Annotated in this window: 17 protein-coding genes, 1 tRNA gene and 1 pseudogene; 11 read left to right on the top strand and 8 right to left on the bottom strand. The window is 63.9% G+C overall.

What is annotated here, in order from left to right; all coding sequences use genetic code 11:
• Positions 1 to 287: 287 nt before the first annotated feature.
• Positions 288 to 551 (bottom strand): hypothetical protein, encoded by a 264-nt coding sequence (locus tag IVB36_RS02105; RefSeq protein ID WP_247390440.1) that lies wholly within the window; start codon positions 549 to 551, stop codon positions 288 to 290.
• Positions 552 to 577: 26 nt separating this feature from the next.
• Between IVB36_RS02105 and IVB36_RS02110 the strand changes: the two are divergent.
• Positions 578 to 1,477: pseudogene (locus IVB36_RS02110) on the top strand (LLM class flavin-dependent oxidoreductase); the annotation flags it as partial.
• Positions 1,478 to 1,522: 45 nt separating this feature from the next.
• On the opposite strand, the gene IVB36_RS02115 reads toward IVB36_RS02110, so the two are convergent.
• The 5 genes from IVB36_RS02115 to IVB36_RS02135 form a co-directional block, all read right to left on the bottom strand.
• Positions 1,523 to 3,103 (bottom strand): hypothetical protein, encoded by a 1,581-nt coding sequence (locus IVB36_RS02115; RefSeq protein ID WP_018453044.1) that lies wholly within the window; start codon positions 3,101 to 3,103, stop codon positions 1,523 to 1,525.
• A gap of 78 nt (positions 3,104 to 3,181) precedes the next feature.
• Positions 3,182 to 4,288, bottom strand: a complete 1,107-nt coding sequence (locus IVB36_RS02120) for a cellulase family glycosylhydrolase (protein ID WP_247390441.1) — start codon at positions 4,286 to 4,288, stop codon at positions 3,182 to 3,184.
• Between the two features lie 59 nt (positions 4,289 to 4,347).
• Complete coding sequence (locus tag IVB36_RS02125) at positions 4,348 to 6,501, bottom strand: GumC family protein (protein ID WP_018453042.1); 2,154 nt, start codon at positions 6,499 to 6,501, stop codon at positions 4,348 to 4,350.
• Positions 6,502 to 6,757: 256 nt separating this feature from the next.
• Entirely contained in the window at positions 6,758 to 6,916 is a 159-nt protein-coding gene (locus IVB36_RS02130; RefSeq protein ID WP_018453041.1) for a hypothetical protein, read from the bottom strand.
• Positions 6,917 to 7,614: 698 nt separating this feature from the next.
• Positions 7,615 to 8,061 carry a hypothetical protein gene (locus IVB36_RS02135; protein ID WP_247299217.1) on the bottom strand — a complete coding sequence of 149 codons (447 nt, stop codon included), beginning with the start codon at positions 8,059 to 8,061 and terminating at the stop codon, positions 7,615 to 7,617.
• 266 nt (positions 8,062 to 8,327) lie between these two features.
• On the opposite strand from IVB36_RS02135, the gene IVB36_RS02140 reads away from it, so the two are divergent.
• Positions 8,328 to 8,552 (top strand): hypothetical protein, encoded by a 225-nt coding sequence (locus IVB36_RS02140; protein WP_018453038.1) that lies wholly within the window; start codon positions 8,328 to 8,330, stop codon positions 8,550 to 8,552.
• A gap of 129 nt (positions 8,553 to 8,681) precedes the next feature.
• On the opposite strand, the gene IVB36_RS02145 is transcribed toward IVB36_RS02140, so the two are convergent.
• Positions 8,682 to 8,758, bottom strand: a tRNA-Arg gene (locus tag IVB36_RS02145).
• Between the two features lie 163 nt (positions 8,759 to 8,921).
• A complete protein-coding gene (locus IVB36_RS02150; RefSeq protein WP_026232446.1) occupies positions 8,922 to 10,421 on the bottom strand; it encodes a HAMP domain-containing sensor histidine kinase in 1,500 nt (499 codons plus the stop codon).
• A 382-nt stretch (positions 10,422 to 10,803) separates the two neighbouring features.
• On the opposite strand from IVB36_RS02150, the gene rpmH reads away from it, so the two are divergent.
• The 9 genes from rpmH to IVB36_RS02195 all read left to right on the top strand — a co-directional run bounded on the left by rpmH (position 10,804) and on the right by IVB36_RS02195 (position 18,370).
• Positions 10,804 to 10,938, top strand: a complete 135-nt coding sequence (gene rpmH / locus IVB36_RS02155) for a 50S ribosomal protein L34 (RefSeq protein ID WP_008542748.1) — start codon at positions 10,804 to 10,806, stop codon at positions 10,936 to 10,938.
• A 27-nt stretch (positions 10,939 to 10,965) separates the two neighbouring features.
• Positions 10,966 to 11,379, top strand: coding sequence for a ribonuclease P protein component (gene rnpA / locus IVB36_RS02160; RefSeq protein WP_018453036.1), 414 nt, complete (start codon positions 10,966 to 10,968; stop codon positions 11,377 to 11,379).
• Between the two features lie 13 nt (positions 11,380 to 11,392).
• Entirely contained in the window at positions 11,393 to 13,240 is a 1,848-nt protein-coding gene (gene yidC, locus IVB36_RS02165; RefSeq protein ID WP_247390450.1) for a membrane protein insertase YidC, read from the top strand.
• Between the two features lie 111 nt (positions 13,241 to 13,351).
• Positions 13,352 to 14,005, top strand: coding sequence for a ribosome biogenesis GTP-binding protein YihA/YsxC (gene yihA, locus IVB36_RS02170; RefSeq protein WP_247390443.1), 654 nt, complete (start codon positions 13,352 to 13,354; stop codon positions 14,003 to 14,005).
• Entirely contained in the window at positions 14,005 to 14,370 is a 366-nt protein-coding gene (locus IVB36_RS02175) for a DUF423 domain-containing protein (protein ID WP_018453033.1), read from the top strand. The genes yihA and IVB36_RS02175 overlap by 1 nt, the downstream gene beginning before the upstream one ends.
• A gap of 231 nt (positions 14,371 to 14,601) precedes the next feature.
• Positions 14,602 to 15,489, top strand: a complete 888-nt coding sequence (gene argB, locus IVB36_RS02180; RefSeq protein WP_007597683.1) for an acetylglutamate kinase — start codon at positions 14,602 to 14,604, stop codon at positions 15,487 to 15,489.
• Positions 15,490 to 15,557: 68 nt separating this feature from the next.
• Positions 15,558 to 16,544, top strand: a complete 987-nt coding sequence (locus IVB36_RS02185; protein WP_018453032.1) for a DUF1036 domain-containing protein — start codon at positions 15,558 to 15,560, stop codon at positions 16,542 to 16,544.
• A gap of 202 nt (positions 16,545 to 16,746) precedes the next feature.
• A complete protein-coding gene (locus tag IVB36_RS02190; RefSeq protein WP_018453031.1) occupies positions 16,747 to 17,439 on the top strand; it encodes a pyrimidine 5'-nucleotidase in 693 nt (230 codons plus the stop codon).
• Between the two features lie 25 nt (positions 17,440 to 17,464).
• Positions 17,465 to 18,370 (top strand): LysR family transcriptional regulator, encoded by a 906-nt coding sequence (locus tag IVB36_RS02195; RefSeq protein WP_018453030.1) that lies wholly within the window; start codon positions 17,465 to 17,467, stop codon positions 18,368 to 18,370.
• Positions 18,371 to 18,430 lie beyond the last annotated feature (60 nt).

The following is an 18,430-nucleotide window of genomic DNA, read 5'->3' on the forward strand; positions in this document are numbered from 1 at the left end:
CCCACCATGCGCGGTTTCCTCCCTTGGAGGCTTTCGGACGCCGGCCGCCCGAATGTGCCGCGCCGTCAATCATGCGGCCGGCATCCGAAACCCTTCACACAAGCGGTCATGACAGTGCTCTCTTAAAGGGGGGCGATCGCAGAGTACGGTGACTTCGCGTCGCTCCGCTCGGGATCCCTGGTCCCTCCGAAGCACAGGAGGAAATTGGACAGTAATCGCGGCGGCCTGGTAGTAGCGGTGATAGTCTCCGGCAGACCTCGGTGGAGAGCGCGGTCGAGCCGCATGCGCTACTCTCGTTTGTTCTCGCCAAGTGCATCCCCCAGACGCTCGAGTTCTAACGTGAAGCAGAACAGCGCGAACAGCGTAATCACCATCAACACCCCACGTCGGGCCATCAAGACCACGTCGGTATCGGGGCCGAGTTCGGGAAGGTGGCGAAACAGCACGATCGAGAACACAGCGCTGCCGAAGATGAAGTTCAGCCGGCCTAGGAACAGGAAGAGGTGGCTCAGGGACAGCCGTCCGCCTTTGAACGGGATCGCCACCTTCAAGAGGCGGTACCAGTAAGCCGCCTGCAGCCGATGGCGCCTATTTCCGCGTGCACCATTTCGCGCGCCAGCTCGCCTCGCCCTTTCCGCTGCTGGCCGCGGTCGGCGCCAGGACCAGCAAGGTCGAGATCGGCACGGCCGTGATCGACATGCGCTACGAGAACCCGCTGTATATGGCGGAGGACGCAGGCTCTGCCGATCTCATCGCCGGCGGGCGCCTCCAGCTCGGCATCAGCCGCGGCTCGCCCGAGCAGGTGATCGATGGCTGGCGCTATTTCGGCTACGGGCCGGCCGACGGCGAGAGCGACGCCGACATGGGCCGGCGTCATGCCGAGGTCTTTCTCGACATCTTGCGCGGCGAAGGTTTTGCAAAACCCAACCCGCAGCCGATGTTCCCAAATCCACCGGGGCTGTTGCGGCTCGAACCGCATGCGGAAGGTCTGCGCGAGAGGATCTGGTGGGGTGCCGGCTCGAACGCCACGGCGGTCTGGGCCGCCAGGCACGGCATGAATCTGCAGAGCTCGACGCTCAAGAACGACGAGACCGGCGAAGCCTTCCACGTGCAGCAGGCCGCGCAAATCCGTACCTATCGCGCAGCCTGGAAAGAGGCCGGCCACCCCCGCGAGCCGCGCGTCTCCGTCAGCCGCAGCATCTTCGCGCTGATCGACGATCGCGACCGCGCCTATTTCGGCGGCGAGCGCGGCAGCGAGGACCAGGTCGGCTTCATCGACCCGCGCACCCGCGCGATCTTCGGCCGCTCCTATGCGGCGGAGCCTGATGTGCTGATCGAGCAGCTCCGAACGGACGAGGCGATCGCCGAGGCGGACACGTTGCTGTTGACGATTCCGAACCAGCTCGGCGTCGACTATTGCGCGCACGCCATCGAGGCGATCCTCACGCATGTGGCGCCTGCGCTGGGGTGGCGGTGACGCCTGGACTGCCGCACAATTTTTAAAGGTTACGGCTTTTAAAGGCTACGTCGCGGGCTGGTAGTGTGCCAGCCGCTCCGGATCGGCATCCGGAACGGAGACCGTCTGCGCCCTGATCTGGCTGCCGATGACCAGTCCGGTGAGCGAGAGCATGAGCCCCAGCGCCAGCGGCGCGAACAAGGCCTCTTCCTGAAACAATCCATTCAGCAGCACGACCATGACGCCGAAGCCCGCGAGCCCCTGCGTCAGATATCCGGAGAACGCATAAAGACGCCAGGCCTTCAGCGCCACCGCGAAATGAAACGCCAGCGGAACGAGGGCGGCGATGCCCATCTGGTACAGCAGGACCCCGATCGCACTCTCGACGGCGCCGTTGGTCGTTCCGGCGGCCTGCGCGGCGCTCCAGTCGATCGAGAAATAATCGTCCGACAGATTTCCGCCGACGCCCAGGCCGCGGCCAAACGGCTTTTCGAGAAATCCGTTCAAGCCGCCCATGAGGCCGAGGACGTGATAGTCGCCGATCTGCAAGCCGACGCGGATCGCGACAATTGCAAACACGATCAAGGCCACGAAGCCGAGCCATAGCGTCACCACGGCGCCGAGCAGACGGGTCGATATCCAGGCCGTGGCGACGAACACCACCACGATGAGCGCTCCCTTCACGCTGCAAACGATCAGCAGCGGCAACGCCACGAGGGCCAGAACCGGACGCCCTACCGAAAACAGGAAAAGCCCGAAAAACGCGATCCCGTACGCGAAGCTGATCGGGTGCATATTCGGCCCGTGGATGCGGAGGATCTTCGACACGCCGAACCCTTCGAGCAGGGGCGTATTGAGAAAGTCGAAGCTGAAGCGATCCTTCAGATCGACCGGCACGTTGCCGGTGGCGCGCATCTCGGCTTCCCAAGCGCCGGAGCGGGCCGCCTTGAGCTCGTCGAAACCCCAGAACGTGTAGCCGTTGGTGACGGCCAGCCAGAAATCCCGAAACGCAAACTCGACGTATCCGCACAGGATCAGAATGACTCCAAGCGTCACCAGGAACGGCGTGGCGCGAACCTCATAGGTCGCGGCCGTCAGCAGCGAGAGCTGAAACAGGAACAGCGGCAGCACGATGTTGCGCAGATAGACCGTTGCCGCCTGGCCGTCCTGGACGAAGCCGATCGCGAAATACAACGACACCACGGCGAGGGTCACGACGCCCCAGCGCATGATCTGATTGACCTCAGTCGACCGGTTCCTTTGGCCGGCGACGTAGAGCCCAAATGTCGTCAGCCACATCACGGAGCAGACGAGAAAATTATAGCCTTTGATGAAGTCCAGGTCGGACGGCGCCGAAATCAGCGGCGACAGGATCGAGACGAACAGGTTCTGGAAGAACAGGACGAAGATCGCGATCGCCGGCGCGTAGGTTGGAGCCGCAACCACGATGGCGATGGCGACGAGAACTTCGACGGTCAGGGACAGGACCGGGCTCGCCCCGTGCAGGACCGGCACAAAGCCGATGGTTGCGATGGCGATGCAGAGCGTCGGGATCAGCTCGCGCCAAGGCGAACGTGAAGGCGAACGCGAAGGCTCGGGACAGCCCGCCTGCACGGCTTGAAGATGCGGTGAGGTCCCGCCACTCATGACTCGTCCTTTGGCGCAGCGCGGCGGCCACGATAGCGGCAGGATGCGTAAGGATTCGTTAACGATGACGGACCGGCTTCAGCGGCGGCCCGGCTTCGCGGCGCCGAACAGCGCGCGCATGACGTCGGGATCGGGCTTGCCGGTCCCGTTTTCGAGCAGGCCGAATCCCTGCGCCAGCTCCCAATGCGCCCAGCCCCAGCAATGCGCCCGCGCATATGCGGTCACGGCCGCGAGCCAGCGTACGCGGCTGTCCCGGGGCGCCGCGGCTTTCAACACGCCAAATTCGTTGATGATGATCGGCCGCGAAAATTGCTGCTGCCACGCGACCGCGGGCGCGAGCCAGCGGCTGACATCCGGCTTGTCCCTGGCGGCGGCAATCGCCGTGTCGAGCATGAGGAGCGCCTTCGTCGCGCCTCTGTCCTGCAAATCCCGGCGGAGCGCCTGAACCCCGGGATCGCCGGCGCTGATCGGATAACGCAGATCCGTGATGTCGTGCAGCGGATCCTGCACGTCCCAGTGGCCCTGGTGTGTGAACACCATGGGATCGTAGAAATGGATGGCGTAGACGACGTTTGGATCCGGCAACGGGCGAAACCGCGGCAGCGAGTCCGCGCGTTGCCAGTCGACCGGGCCGACGATCAGCGTGGTCGCGGGAAGCAATTGGCGAACGAAGGCGGCGAGCGTTTCGACCTGCTTTTGCCATCTGCCGGCTTCGATGTCGGGCTCATTGAGCAGCTCGGCGAACACGCGGTCGGCCGGGAACGATTGAATGACCCGGGCGAGCGTGCCCCACGCATCCTCCAGCTCGCGCAGCGAGGCGTCGGCGTCGTCCTTGTGCAGGCGATTGAAACGATCGCCGGGATGAAGATCGACGGAGATTGAATAGCCGAGCGAGATGAGCTGCTTCAATGCCTTGTCGAGCGCACGCAGCGTCTCATCGCGTTCCGCTTTCGAAGCGAAGCGCAGCATCACGCGCTCGGCCGGCACCGGCAAGCGGACATGACTCATCCCCGTCTTGCGAAGCTGCTGCAGCAATTCGCGAGTTGGAGGCGCGGATTTTTCGCCATTGATCCAGCCGTCGGCATTGAACCCGCGCGACAGTGCGGCGAGCCTGTGCGGCGCGACGGTCTGCGAGGCAGGTACGCAAGTTTCGGCCGATGTCGCGGAGGCGAGCGACGTTGGCATCAAGATCGTGGATAGCAAGATCGTGGCAAGGAGCAGACGACGGCACGGCGTCGCCATCGTCAAACCGCCCTGCTAAGCGCACCGCCGTCAGGGTGAGGCGCGGCAGAGCCGGCGGGCGCATGATTGACGACGAGACCGGTCGGCACGGTGTCGTACTTCGACAGCGCGGCGGTCACCCGTCGCATCGCCGCCGAACCGAGCTCGCCGGCGCGCACCACCGGGATGATCAGGTCCGCGTGCGCGGCGAGCGCGATCGCATCTGGCTGCAAGGCAAGATTGTTCGCATGGACGATGATCAGGTCGAACTCCGAGCGAATGTCGTCCTCCGGCCGCGCATCGGCCTTCCTGCCGGCGCTCAGCAGCTCGTCGATCGACTGGAGTCCTGCCGTGGTCGAGCCGTCCTGCCATTCGGTCACCGGCGGCTGGGCGCCCGCGAATTCCGGCTGCAGCCGGATCAGCACGCTCATCATGCCGCGATTGACGGCCGCGCGGTTGAGCGAGCGCGCAACGGTATTGCCGCCGGCGCTCTTGCCGACCGACAGCACGAGGGCGACCTTGCAGCCACGCACCGGGGCACGATCGATACGCTCGAGCAGCGGACGCAAGTAAGCGCCGAGATCGAGCTCGGCTGGGGCGGCAATCGGTCGTTGCCAGACAGTGTTGGGCGCAGCTCCCGACATCAGTTCGGGAATGCGGGACCAGACCGGAAGGTTCGGCATCGCCTCGGGTTGCTGCACGGCCGGAGCCGGACGCTTGGCTTGCCGCTTCGGCGTCTCCCTCGCCTCCGCACGCGTGGGCGTTCGAGCCGGAGCCTCGGCAGGATCGGACTTGTCGGACATGCTCGTCATCGCCGCAACCGTAGCGGTTGACGTCAGCAGCGAGCCGATCGCGAGCGCGGCGAGCAGCAGGGCGAGCGGCGGACGCGTCGAGCGCAGCGGCGGGATCGCGGGCGAAGCGATCTTGGTCTGCGAGCTCTGAAGCTGACGCTGCTCGTTGGTCGTCTTGAACCGCGACAAAAACTGCTCGTAGATGTTCTTGTTGGCATCGGCATCGCGCTGCAGCTCCTGCAGCTTCACGAGCGCCTGGCCGTCCACCAGCATCTGCGTCTCGACCGCCTTGAGCTGCTTTTCCAGCGCGGCCTGCTGCTCGAGCTGGGCCTCGTATTCGGACTTCGCGGTGTCGATGTTCTTCTTCCGCTCGACCTCGATCTGCCTGTTGATGTCAGCCAACTGGCTGTAGGAGATCGCAAGATCAGGATGGCGGTCGCCGTAGACCGCCTTCTTCTGTGCGATCTGGTCGTTCAGGGTCGAGCGCTGCGCGCGCAGCATGCTCAGGAGATCCTGCTTCACCGGACCTTCGACATTGGCCTTGAGATCGCGCTGCACCTGCTCGTAACGCGCCTTGGCTTCCTCGGTGCGCGCACGAGCCGCGGAGACCTGCTGGTTCAGGTCGGTCACCCGCAATTGCTGGGTGGTGGAATCCTTGCCGGCATTGAGGATCTTGTGCTCGAGCCGGAAGGCTGCGACGGCGTCTTCCGAGACGCGCAGGCGCTCGCTGAGCGTCTTCAGCCGGTCCTTGAGCCAGTCGGCCGCCTCGTCCGTCGCATCGCTGCGCACGCGGCTCTGGGTCGCGACGAACGCCTCTGCGATGGCATTGGCATAATACGCTGCCCGCTCCGCACTGTTCGAGGTGAACGAGATGGCGATGACGTAAGTCAGGCCGCGACGCGAGATATCGAGGCGGCTGCGGAGTTTTTCGAGCAGGCGCGTCATGTCGGTATGACCGCCTGCGATATCCTCGTCGTCGGCGATCTTGAGCTTCTCGATCAGGGGCCGGAGAAAGCCGTCCGATTTGGCGATCTCGATCTGGCTCTGAAGCGCAGCGGCGTCCTGGCCGATGCCAGGCAGCACGTCCTGGTCCGTGGTCACGCGCAGCTCGCGGGGATCGACCACGACGAGCGCCGTCGCGGCATAGCGGACCGGCAGCACCATCAGCACGGCGACGCCGAGCGCGAAGAGTGCCAGCGCCAGCATCAGGATGCGCCGGCCGTTCTCACGCAGAAAAGAGAACGCGCCGGTGAGGGTCAGCGATCCCTTGATCAGCGCGGGGGCGGTGTTGTCGGGGGTCGCCGCCGCAGCCCGCGGCGCTTCCCACGAAGCCGCGGGCTCCGTCGGGGCGATGCTTCGCGGAGATGCGCTTCTACCGAACGCCATGGGGTTGGACTCGAAATCAACTAACAGGCACAGCCTAGAGACTTGCTGCACCGTAAATATCCATGGTTAACCCGCGGTTACGGCTGCCGCGAAGCTCGGTAAACGATTCGTTAAGGAGACGACGCACGGCCCTGCGCGGAGAGGGGTTCCGTGCGTCCGGATACCGGGCGACACCGAATGCATAAAGTCCGCTATTGGTTGGCGCGGACGCTTGCGGAAGACTTTCTTGCGCTTCGACGACCCGGCGCGCCGGATCTCAAAACAAAGCGGCGTTGCCAGCCTGCCCGTAGATCATTGCGGCCACGAGAGAGAGCAGCAAGCCCGCGCCCGAAAAGATCACGAGGACTTTCAGAGTTTCGACATCAACGTTGGTTCTCGTCGCGCGGGATATCGCCTTTGCCAGTGCAGCCATCATCGCCAGCTCCGAACAGGCCGCGCGAAGGCGCGACCTGTTTTGTCTAGCGTCATTGGGCGCATTTGCGTGTGAAGCAGATTACAAGTGATGTTGCGTGCTGCACCTTACACCGCCGGCCGAGCGTGCCTGGATCTTACCATTCATAGAGCACCACGCTCTTGCCGGCGCAGCAGCGCGTGACGTGCCCCTCGCGTATCACGGGCGGTCGCGCGACCTACATCTTATGCGGGAAACAGCCGACTTGCTGCCACTTTGCGGTGCAGGCTCGCGGCCGGTATTATTCTCAACTGATTCTCGTCTGACGAGGTACGGATGTCGCGGCCGCTCATCGGCGCGGTCCCTGTCAGGCGGAAACGATCTTGGTGCCGAGGATGATTCGGCGTCGTCAGGGGAGGACAATTTGCCATGCCTGGGATGACTGGACTGCAGCTGGCCGGCGCTGTCGCCGCGGAGCGCCCCGGGACGGTCATCCTCCTGAGCACGGGATACGCAGAGATTCCCAGCAACGAACGATCCAGCCTGCCGCGTTTATCAAAGCCATTCGACCAGGCTGCGTTGGCGAAGGCAATCGAGGCGGCAATGCGCGAAGACGAGCCAAGCGGATCCATCGTCGCTTTTCGGCCGAAGAGCGCGTGAAAGCCGGATGATGAATGGCGCACCGTCTGGTGCGGTCCCGATTCGGAAGCGCCAATGGTCCATCAAATCCCGCCGGGAAGCTCAACGCCCGCTTCCGTCAGGTCACGGAGGAATTTCCGCACCAGGAGCATGTTAGTTCTCTGCAACTCGTGATTATTGCCGAACTTGAACTGGTTGGCTTCGGTTACGATCAGACCCTGGTCGGTCTCGCGGAAAATGCCTTGCTTCTTCAAGCGATCGGCGCGCCGCCGAACGGTTTCGATCGGCAGACCGAAAAAGCGGGACAGGGCGGCACGGGAAACGCCCTGCTTGATCTTGTCCGGCTCCACCGCCTGGATACTGCCAAATTGCCGGTCGAGTTCGGGGGTCTTCATGATCTTGAGAACGTTGGCGTTCAGGACCGCATGAATGATCATCAAGTCCAGCGGATCGAAATCGTAGTGGCGGAACATTTCGCTGGCTGCGCACAGCATGTAGGCCAACGAGTGGCGGGAGACGGTTCGGATCAAATCCGACGCGATGTCCTCGCCTTCAGTCGTACCAACCATCACCAGTCCCCGCTTCTACAGATGTCCGGTCCGACGCCCACAAGCCGGTTCTATGTATCCGTGGCGCACCACGCGTGAGGCAGGACCGGTCTGCTGTTCCCCCAATATGGGTATGGTTGCGGTTCAATCGGGTCAATAGCCGGCTTGTCGGCAATATCATTTTCACCGATACGGGATTGAGTGGCCGGGCGCGCAATTGGCGCGTGCCAACGGTGGTCGTGGGCCAAATGACATTCATCATCGAAGCTGTAAAAGACGACTGCCGCACCGTGGATTTCCGTGACAGCGCGATCGTTGCGGTGATCCTGGCCCGCAAGCATGCGGTGAATGGTTTTGTGGTATCGATCACGGCTCCGGACGGGCAGCTTTTTTCCGCCGATCAGTTCAACCGTTTGCTGACGAGCAAGGGGCTTGGTTCGGATCCGGCGGCGCAAGATGTAGGGCGGCGCTAAAGCGGGCTTTGTCGGCGGTACGCAGAATCCCGAACAGTGCAATTGATTGTCATCGCGCCGAAACGGGTGCGCCGCCTGCGGACGAAACGAATGGATGCGGGAAATCGGCGTCGATCGCGTATTCGAAAATGGCGCGCCCGGAACGATTCGAACGTCCGACCCTCAGATTCGTAGTCTGATGCTCTATCCAGCTGAGCTACGGGCGCGTTTTTCGCTGACATTGCGGGCGTGGCCCGCAGGCAGCCCCCGGCGACGCCGGAGGGGTGCGAAAGAGCGCCCTGACTAACCGCTCTTGCCCCAATTGGCAAGGTCCGGATTGAGGTGATTTTGCTGGGAAATGACGGTTTCCGCACTCAGCCGCCGGCCGACCTACGCCCGCGCCCGCTCGTTGCGGACGGAGAGCAGTTCCACGGGGCGGTCGGGGATGACGATCCGGAAGGTGGCACCGATGGTGCCTTCGACCAGATGGATGTCGCCGCCATGGGCGCGGACCAGCTCGGCGGCGATGGCAAGGCCGAGGCCGCTGCCGCCGGGGCGGCCGGAGGTCTGGAACGCCTCGAACAGGTGTTCGCGAGTCTTCTGCGGCACGCCAGGGCCGGTATCGGAGACCTCGAGGATGGCGACCGCGCCCTCGCGTTTTCCCGTGATCCGGATCTGCTGCGCGCCGCCCTCGGCGGACGCATGGCTTTCCAGCGCTTGGGCGGCGTTGCGGACGAGGTTGAGCAGCACGCGGAAGAGCTGGTCGGGATCGGCATCGACCGCGAGCCCGCGCTCGATTGCGGCGACCCAGGAGATCGAGGCGTCGGAGGCAAGGCCAGCGGTCTCGCGCACCTCAAGCACCACCGGCTCGATCATGATCATGCGCCGGTCGGGCGCGGCTTCCTGGGCGCGGCCGTAAGACAAGGTCGACTGACAGAAGGCGATGGCGCGCTCGAGCGAGCGGACGAGTTTTGGCGCAAAGCGCTGCACCCGCGGATCCGGCACGCTGGCGAGCTGGTCCGACAGGAGTTGTGCCGAGGCCAGCAGATTGCGCAGGTCGTGATTGATCTTGGAGACGGCGAGGCCGAGGGCGGCGAGCCGGCTCTTCTGATGCAGCATCGACATCAGGTCGCGCTGCATGTCCGACAATTCACGCTCGGCAACGCCGATCTCGTCGCTGCGCTGGCTCGGCACGATGATCCCCGCCGAACTCTCGGGATTTTCGTGGAAGCCGACCAGGCTCGCGGTCAGCCGCCGCATCGGGCGCACGAAGAGATAATGCATGGCGAGATAGACGAGGCCCGCGGTCAACACAGCGATGATCAGCGCGACCACCACGACGTTGCGGGAGAAGCGGTACATCGACTGCCGCAGCGGCAGCTCGTCGGTGACGATCTCCATGAACTGGGCGTTGCCGACGCCGGGCCCGACGATCCGGATGGCCTGGTTGCCGGTCTCCAGCATCATCCGGAACGAGCCGGTGATCGCCTCCCACGCCGTCATGTCGCGCAGGTCGATGTCGTGCTCGATCGCGGCGGGCAGATTGTCGCTGGCGAGCAGACGGCGCTGCTGGCCCATCTTGATGGCGACGGCGCGCGCATTGATGCTTTTCAGGATCTCGCGCGAGAGCGAATCGGGGACCATGCCGAGCGGCGCCGCATCGAGCACCAGCGCCGCCGTGTTGGCCGCGGCGACGCGGTCGTTGAGCCGGTTGACCCAGAAGTTGGCGATGGCCGGCACGTAGAGCAGGATGGCCGCGATCATCACCAGGGGGACGGTGAGCAGCAGCAGCTTGCCGGACAGCCCAAGTCCGCGCGTCCCACGCGGCAGCGCCGCCGGCGGGTCCCGCTGATCCCCATCCTGGATCGGCTGGAGGTCTGTCGCTGCCACGAAATTCGCCCTCGCTGCCTTTACCGGGTTGAAGATTTGGCTGGTGAAGGGTTTGGCGCGTACGAAGATGCGGCCCGCCCCCAGCGCGGTCAAATTACAGATCGTCAATCTGCCAAGGTCGGATGTAAGCGCAGATTTGGCGAGTCGCTACCTCAAGGGTTAAAAACCCCGCACAAACAGCGATATTCGCCGGAATTGAGCTCTTGTGCGGCGTTGACGAAAAGAAGGCGCTCGCTTATAAGCCGCGCAATTGTCCGCGATGACCCGGTGTGACCGCCGGGAGCGGCTCTCTTGGGGCCGAAAAAGGCCCGTTTTGGGCAGCATCTTCCGGACTTTATCATCAATTCTACAGGCAAATTGCCCGGTCAGCGGAGAAAAACCCGTGAAGCGGACTTATCAACCCAGCAAACTGGTGCGCAAGCGCCGTCACGGCTTCCGTGCCCGTCTCGCCACGGCCGGCGGCCGAAAGGTGCTCGCCGCCCGCCGCGCTCGCGGCCGCAAGCGTCTGAGCGCCTGAGCCGGACCCCCTTTTTGGGATTTCATCATGGATCGGCTGAGGCAGCGAGCGGATTTCCTCGCCGTTGCCAATGGCGCGCGGGTGAATAGCCCCGCGTTCGTCCTGCAAAGCCGCGGTCGCGACGATAGCGGCCCAATCCGGATCGGCTTCACCGTCACCAAAAAGAACGGCAACGCCCCCGAGCGCAATCGCATCCGGCGCCGGCTTCGCGAACTGGTGAAGCGGCTCGATCCGGTGTCGATGCAGCCCCATCATGATTATGTGCTGGTCGGCCGAAGGGACGCGCTCTCGCGCGGCTTCGCCACCATGCTCGACGATCTGCGCATAGCGTTCGCGAAGCCCGCGCGGCATACGCACAAGGGACGCGGCTCAAAAAGCAGCCCAACAACCGACGGCTTAAAGCCCGGCCCCGCTCCTGCGACCAGCCGCAAACCGGATTGATGACGAGAGAATGATGATCGACAACCGCAATACCATCCTCGCCGTCATTCTGTCGGGCTTCGTGCTGATCGCCTGGCAATATTTCTACAACATGCCGGCGATGGAGAAGCAGCGCGCCCAGCAACAGGCGCAGGCCGAGCTGCAGAAGACCACGCCGCAGCCGACGGCTTCCGCTACGCCGGGCGCCACGCCGCAGGCCGGCAGCACGGCCCAGCCGTCGACGCCGAGCGCGAACCAGCAAGCCCAGCCGGTTCAAAGCCGTGACACCGCCATTGCTGCCAGCCCGCGCGTGAAGATCGAGACGCCGCGGATCGCCGGCAGCATCTCGCTGAAGGGCGGACGCATCGACGATGTCGCGCTGGTGCAATTCCGCGAAACGGTCGATCCGAAGTCACCGCCGATTATTCTGTATTCGCCCTCGGGGACCGCGGAGCCGTATTACGCCGAGTTCGGCTGGGTACCGGCGACGGGCGTGACGGCGAAACTGCCGGACGCGCAGACCGTCTGGCAGCAGGACGGCAGCGGCAGCCTGACGCCGACGACCCCGGTGCTGCTGAAATGGGACAATGGCGAGGGCCTCAACTTCCGTCGCACCATCTCGGTCGACGACCACTACCTCTTTACCGTCAAGGACGAGGTGAGCAATGTCGGCAACGCGCCGGTCACGCTCTATCCGTTCGCACTGATCTCGCGCCACGGCACGCCGCAGGTCTCCGGCTACTACATTCTGCATGAAGGCCTGATCGGCTATCTCGATGGCTTGCAGGAATACGCCTACAAGAAAATCGACGAAGCCAGGACGGTGAACTTCAAGGCCACCAATGGCTGGCTCGGCATGACCGACAAATACTGGGCCTCGGCGCTGCTGCCGGACACCAGTGCGCAGATTCAGGCGCGCTTCTCGTCGAATCCGAGTGGCAACGTCCACACCTACCAGACCGATTATCTGCTCGATCCGGTCACCGTCGCGATCGGCGGCTCCGCGACCGCGAACGCGCGGCTGTTCGCCGGCGCCAAGGAAGCCAGCGTTGTCGGCATCAACTTCCCGCTCGCCGGCCATGGCGGCTACAACAAGGAACTCGGCCTCAACCATTTCGATCTGTTGATCGACTGGGGCTGGTTCTACTTCATCACCAAGCCGATGTTCCTCGGCCTCGACTTCTTCTACCGCTTCTTCGGCAATTTCGGCATCTCGATCCTGCTCGTGACCGTGATCGTGAAGCTCCTGTTCTTCCCGCTGGCGAACAAGTCCTACGCCTCGATGGCGAAGATGAAGTCGGTCCAACCGCAGCTTCAGGCGCTGAAGGAGCGCTACCCTGACGACAAGGTGAAGCAGCAGCAGGAGATGATGGAGATCTACCGCAAGGAGAAGATCAATCCGGTCGCCGGCTGTCTTCCCGTGGTGATCCAGATCCCGGTGTTCTTCTCGCTGTACAAGGTGCTGTTCGTCACCATCGAGATGCGGCACGCGCCGTTCTTCGGCTGGATCAAGGATCTTTCCGCGCCGGACCCGACCAACCTGTTCACTCTGTTCGGGCTGATCCCGTTCGATCCGACCACCATTCCCGTGTTCGGCCACTACCTCGCGCTCGGCATCTGGCCGATCATCATGGGCATCACGATGTGGTTCCAGATGAAGCTGAATCCGACGCCGCCGGATCCGACGCAGCAGATGATCTTCAACTGGATGCCGCTGATCTTCACCTTCATGCTGGCGGGCTTCCCGGCGGGCCTCGTGATCTACTGGGCCTGGAACAACACGCTCTCGGTGCTTCAGCAGAGCTTCATCATGCGCCGCAACGGCGTGAAGGTGGAGCTGTTCGACAATCTCAAGGCGACGTTCGCGAAGAAGGCGACGTAGCGGTCGTCATTGCGAGGCAAAGCGACGAAGCAATCCAGAGTCCCTTCGCGGATGCATTTTTGGATTACTTCGCTTCGCTCGCAATGACGCGGACAAACAGAAAGCCTTCGCATGACCGACGACAAAGATGCGAAGCTGATCGAGGTCGGGCGAAAGCTGTTCACGCGCGACTGGCAGTTCATCTGGGCCTCGCCCTCGACTGAAACGCTGCCGCCGATGGCGGGGCTGGAGATCGCTTTTGCCGGCCGCTCCAATGTCGGCAAGTCCAGCCTGATCAACGCGCTGACCGGCCGCAACGCGCTCGCGCGCACCTCGCATACGCCGGGCCGCACCCAGGAGCTGATCTTCTTCGAGGTCCCCGGGAAAAGTGACCTGCGCCTGGTCGACATGCCCGGCTATGGCTATGCCAAGGCACCGAAGAGCCAGGTCGCGTCCTGGACCGAGCTGATCCACAAATTCCTGCTCGGACGCGCGAGCCTCGCGCGCGTCTACGTGCTGGTCGACGCGCGGCACGGCCTCAAGGACGTCGATCTCGAACTCCTGAAGACACTCGATCGCTCCGCGGTCAGCTACCAGCTGGTTCTGACCAAGGCCGACCAGATCAAGGCCGCCGAGCTTCAATCGCGCATCGTCGAGACCGAGGCCGCGCTCGCCAAGCGTCCGGCCGCGTTCCCGAACGTGCTCGCGACCTCGTCGCGGAGCGCAACCGGCATGGCCGAGCTGCGCGCCGCGATCGCCAAGCTGCTGGAAGAGCGCACCTCGTAATGGCGGCGTTCCGCCTGTTGATCGGGCTTGCCGGTATGATGGGCGCCGCCGGCGTCGCGCTGGCCGCCGCTTCCGCGCATGGCGGCGATGCGAGCCGGCTCGCCGCCGCAAGCGCCATGCTGCTGTTTCATGCAACCGCCATACTCGCGACCGTCGCCCTGCTCGGGCGCGGCCTTCTGCACGGCGGAATTGGCATCATCGCCGCGTCCGGCTTCGCAGCCGGCGCCGCGCTGTTCGCGGGCGACCTCACCTTGCGGCAATATGCCGGCCATTCGCTGTTTCCATATGCGGCGCCGACGGGTGGATCGGTGATGATCTTGAGCTGGCTGGCAGTGACGCTCGCGGCGGTGGTGGGAAAGAAATAGTGGCTCTTTGTTCCTTCTCCCCTTGCGGGAGAAGATGGCGCGAAGCGCCGGATGAGGGGTTCTCTCCACGAACTCACTATTGCGCGCGCGGAGAGAACCCCTCACCCGTCTCGCCGCTATCGCGGCGATCCACCCTCTCCCGCAAGGGGAGAGGGGAAGAACATCACTTTGCGCCCCGCCCGCCAATCGGATAGAACGCGGCCCGAGTATCCCGCCAGCGAGATCCGCCTCATGACCGAAATCTCCCCGCTCGACCAGGCCCGCATCCTGTCCGAAGCGCTGCCGCACATGCAGCAGTATGACGAGGAAACCATCGTCATCAAGTATGGCGGCCATGCCATGGGGGACGAGGAGACCGCGAAGAATTTTGCCCGCGACATCGTGCTGCTCGAGCAGACCGCGATCAATCCGGTGGTGGTGCATGGCGGCGGCCCGCAGATCGCGACCATGCTCAAGCGCCTCGGCATCGTCTCGGAATTCGCAGCCGGCCTGCGCATCACCGATGCCGCCACCATCGAGATCGTCGAGATGGTGCTCGCCGGCTCCGTCAACAAGCAGATCGTCGGCTACATCAACGAGGCCGGCGGCAAGGCCGTGGGGCTCTCTGGCAAGGACGCCAATATGGTGAAGGCGTCCAAGACGACGCGCACCATCATGGATCCGGACTCGCACATCGAGAAGGCGGTCGATCTCGGCTTCGTCGGCGATCCCGAGAAAGTCGATCTCACGCTGCTCAACCAGCTGATCGGCTACGAGCTGATCCCCGTGCTCGCGCCGCTCGCGACCTCGAAAGAGGGGCAGACGCTGAACGTCAACGCCGACACTTTCGCAGGTGCCGTGGCCGGCGCGCTGAAGGCAAAGCGGCTGCTGCTGCTCACCGACGTGCCGGGCGTGCTCGACAAGTCCAAGAAGCTGATCCCGCAGCTCTCGGTCAAGGACGCGCGAAAGCTGATCGCGGACGGCACCATATCGGGCGGCATGATCCCGAAGGTCGAGACCTGCATCTACGCGCTCGAACAGGGCGTGGAGGGCGTCGTCATCATCGACGGCAAGATGCAGCACGCGGTGCTGCTCGAGCTCTTCACCAATACCGGCACGGGCACGCTGATCCACAAGTGAGAGAAGAGCGGACAGGAACAGTGCTGGGAGAGCGGCGGCCTCGCCGCTCCGTCCTGACGCGCTTCCTGATGACGCTCCCTGCCGCAGCCATCTCGTTCGTGTTCTCCTCCGCACCGGCCTTCGCCGACCTGAAAATCTGCAACCGCATGTCCTATGTCGTCGAGGCCGCGATCGGCATCGACGACAAGGCGGCGACCGCGACGCGCGGCTGGTTCAGGATCGACCCCGCCACCTGCCGCGTGGTGGTGCAGGGCACGCTCTCCGCCGACCGCATCCTGCTCAACGCCCGCGCGCTCGGCGTCTACGGCGCATCCCCGATCCCGCAGAACGGCAGCGACACGCTGTGCGTCGCGCAGGACAATTTCGTCATCGCGGCAGCGCGGCAGTGCCGCAGCGGCCAGACCCAAGCCGCCTTCACCCAGATCACCCCGACCCAAGGCGCGGACGGCAATTTCGTCGCCTATCTCGCCGAGGACTCCGAGTATGACGACGAGCAGGCCCGCCTCGCCGGCATCCAGCGGCTTTTGGTGATCGCAGGTTACGACGCCGCGCCGATCGACGGCGTCGACGGGCCGAAGACGCAAGGCGCGCTGGCCGCTTTCCTGAAGAGCCGCGGATTGTCGTCCGACATCCTGTCGTCGCCGAACTTCTTCAAGACCATGGTCGATGCCGTGCAGACGCCGTCTGCGACAGGCCTCACCTGGTGCAACGACACCGCGCACAAGGTGATGGCGGCGGTCGCCACCGACGACGGCAAATCGGTGACGAGCCGTGGCTGGTATCGCATCGACCCCAAGACCTGCCTGCACCCTGATGTGAGCGGCCAGCCGAAGCAGATATTCAGCTTCGCGGAAGCCATCGACGCCGATAACCGAATCGTCAAGCTGAAGGACAAGCCGCTGAACTGGGGCGGCGACAAGCAGCTTTGCACGCGCGAGACCAAGTTCGAGACCAACGAGCAGACCGACTGCGGCGCGCGCGGTTTCGCGGCCACGGGCTTTAGCGCGGTGGACATGTCGAGCGGCGGCAAGACGCTGCGGTTTGCAATGCCGTGACGGGTGCTGTTGTGATGGTACCGGTGCCACGCACGCCGCTGTCGTCCTGGCGAAAGCCAGGACCCATTACCCCAGGATTGGATTTGGCGAAGAACGACGACCGCAGTGTCCCAATGATCGGTCACGGCGTATGGGTCCTGGCTTTCGCCAGGACGACGATTGAGGGTGGGGCGCCGCCGCGGTCAACGGATAGAGAGTGAAAATGACCTCCTCCCGCGCCTTTGCCCATATCGACACCTGGGTGTTCGACCTCGACAACACGCTCTATCCGCACCACGTCAATCTGTGGCAGCAGGTCGATGCGCGGATCACCGAGTTCGTTTGCAACTGGCTCAATCTGACACCGGTGGAAGCGCGCAAGATCCAGAAGGATTATTACCAGCGCTTCGGCACCACCATGCGTGGCATGATGACCCTGCATGGTGTACGCGCCGACGACTATCTCGCCTATGTCCACAAGATCGACCATTCCCCGCTGGAGCCGAACCCGGCCCTGGGCGAGGCCATTGCAAAACTGCCGGGACGAAAGCTGATCCTGACCAACGGCTCGGTCGATCATGTCGATGCGGTGCTGGCGCGACTCGGCTTTGCCACGCATTTCGACGGCGTGTTCGACATCATCGCCGCCGAATTCGAGCCGAAGCCGGCGCCACAGACCTACCGGAAGTTTCTCGCCGACCATTCGGTCGATCCGACCCGCGCAGCGATGTTCGAGGACCTCGCCCGCAACCTCACCGTTCCGCACGAGCTCGGCATGACCACGATACTCGTGGTGTCGGACGGCACCAAGCAAGTGGTGCGTGAAGATTGGGAACTGGCGGGCCGTGATGCGGCCCATGTCGACCACGTCACCGACGATCTGACTGGGTTTCTGCAGTCGCTCGCGATCGGCTGACCCCCGCAGCAACGCAGGAGCGACCGTGCCTCAGAAGCCGACAGACTTGGCTGCGATCGAATGGGAAGACCTGCGCTACTTCCTGCACCTGGCTCGCGAAAAAAGCCTCTCGGGTGCCGCACGAAAGCTGGGCACCACGCAACCGACAATGAGCCGGCGCCTCGAACTGTTCGAAAGCAAGCTCGGTGCGATCCTGTTCGACCGCCTTCCGTCCGGCCTTCGGCTCTCCGACACCGGACGGCAGATTCTCGATTATGCCGAGAGGATGGAGGACGCAGCACTGGCGGCGCAGCGGATCGCAGTCGGCAGCAGCGCTGGACTGACCGGAACGGTGCGCGTGACCTCGCCCGAATGGCTCGGGGCACGGATCCTCTCGCCTTTGCTGGCGAAGTTCTGCGCGGCGCATCCGACCGTCACCGTCGAGCTGGTTACTGACGCCGAGGCCCTGAGCCTCACGTGGCGGGAGATAGATGTCGCCCTACGCTTCGGGCGCTTCCAGCAGGACGGACTGATGCAGCGGAAGATCGGCAGCATTCCGTTCCAGCTTTATGCTGCTGCTGCCTATCTCAAGGCAAAGGGACCGCCCGATTTTTCGGACGGTGGCGCCGACGCTGCGCTCATTACAATGAACGCGGCGCTCGCCGAAAGCGTTGCGGAGACGAAGTGGCTGCGTCGCTATTTGCCGCAGGCACATGTTGGATTCTGCAGCAATAGCCGCGATGGTCAGGCCGCTGCGGCCGCCGCCGGCGCGGGGCTGGTTTGCTTGCCGACTCGGCTGGCCTCGGCCTATCCCGCGCTTCGTTCGATCAAGACGCCGGCGCCCGTCCCGAGCCGCGAGCTGTGGCTGGGATTTCATCGCGACACCGGCAAGGTCCGGCGGGTTCGCGCCGTGGTGGACTTCATCGCGGGAGAATTCCGTCAATTCGCCTGACGCTTCGGCAAGCTGTATAGCGGCCATACGCCCATAGCTGATGGCTCCCGCGAGACCGCA

Origin of the sequence: Bradyrhizobium sp. 35, assembly GCF_023073215.1 — a bacterium.
In the GTDB taxonomy this organism is placed as follows: domain Bacteria; phylum Pseudomonadota; class Alphaproteobacteria; order Rhizobiales; family Xanthobacteraceae; genus Bradyrhizobium; species Bradyrhizobium canariense_D.

What these genes read in the sequence shown, in the direction of transcription:
- IVB36_RS02125 (WP_018453042.1), bottom strand. Translation starts at nt 6,501, where the DNA reads ATGGCGTTCGGTAGAAGCGCATCTCCGCGAAGCATCGCCCCGACGGAG.
- yihA (WP_247390443.1), top strand. Translation starts at nt 13,352, where the DNA reads ATGACCGACGACAAAGATGCGAAGCTGATCGAGGTCGGGCGAAAGCTG.
- IVB36_RS02175 (WP_018453033.1), top strand. Translation starts at nt 14,005, where the DNA reads ATGGCGGCGTTCCGCCTGTTGATCGGGCTTGCCGGTATGATGGGCGCC.
- IVB36_RS02190 (WP_018453031.1), top strand. Translation starts at nt 16,747, where the DNA reads ATGACCTCCTCCCGCGCCTTTGCCCATATCGACACCTGGGTGTTCGAC.
- IVB36_RS02140 (WP_018453038.1), top strand. Translation starts at nt 8,328, where the DNA reads ATGACATTCATCATCGAAGCTGTAAAAGACGACTGCCGCACCGTGGAT.
- IVB36_RS02115 (WP_018453044.1), bottom strand. Translation starts at nt 3,103, where the DNA reads ATGAGTGGCGGGACCTCACCGCATCTTCAAGCCGTGCAGGCGGGCTGT.
- yidC (WP_247390450.1), top strand. Translation starts at nt 11,393, where the DNA reads ATGATCGACAACCGCAATACCATCCTCGCCGTCATTCTGTCGGGCTTC.
- IVB36_RS02130 (WP_018453041.1), bottom strand. Translation starts at nt 6,916, where the DNA reads ATGATGGCTGCACTGGCAAAGGCGATATCCCGCGCGACGAGAACCAAC.
- rnpA (WP_018453036.1), top strand. Translation starts at nt 10,966, where the DNA reads ATGGATCGGCTGAGGCAGCGAGCGGATTTCCTCGCCGTTGCCAATGGC.
- argB (WP_007597683.1), top strand. Translation starts at nt 14,602, where the DNA reads ATGACCGAAATCTCCCCGCTCGACCAGGCCCGCATCCTGTCCGAAGCG.
- IVB36_RS02120 (WP_247390441.1), bottom strand. Translation starts at nt 4,288, where the DNA reads ATGCCAACGTCGCTCGCCTCCGCGACATCGGCCGAAACTTGCGTACCT.
- IVB36_RS02185 (WP_018453032.1), top strand. Translation starts at nt 15,558, where the DNA reads ATGACGCTCCCTGCCGCAGCCATCTCGTTCGTGTTCTCCTCCGCACCG.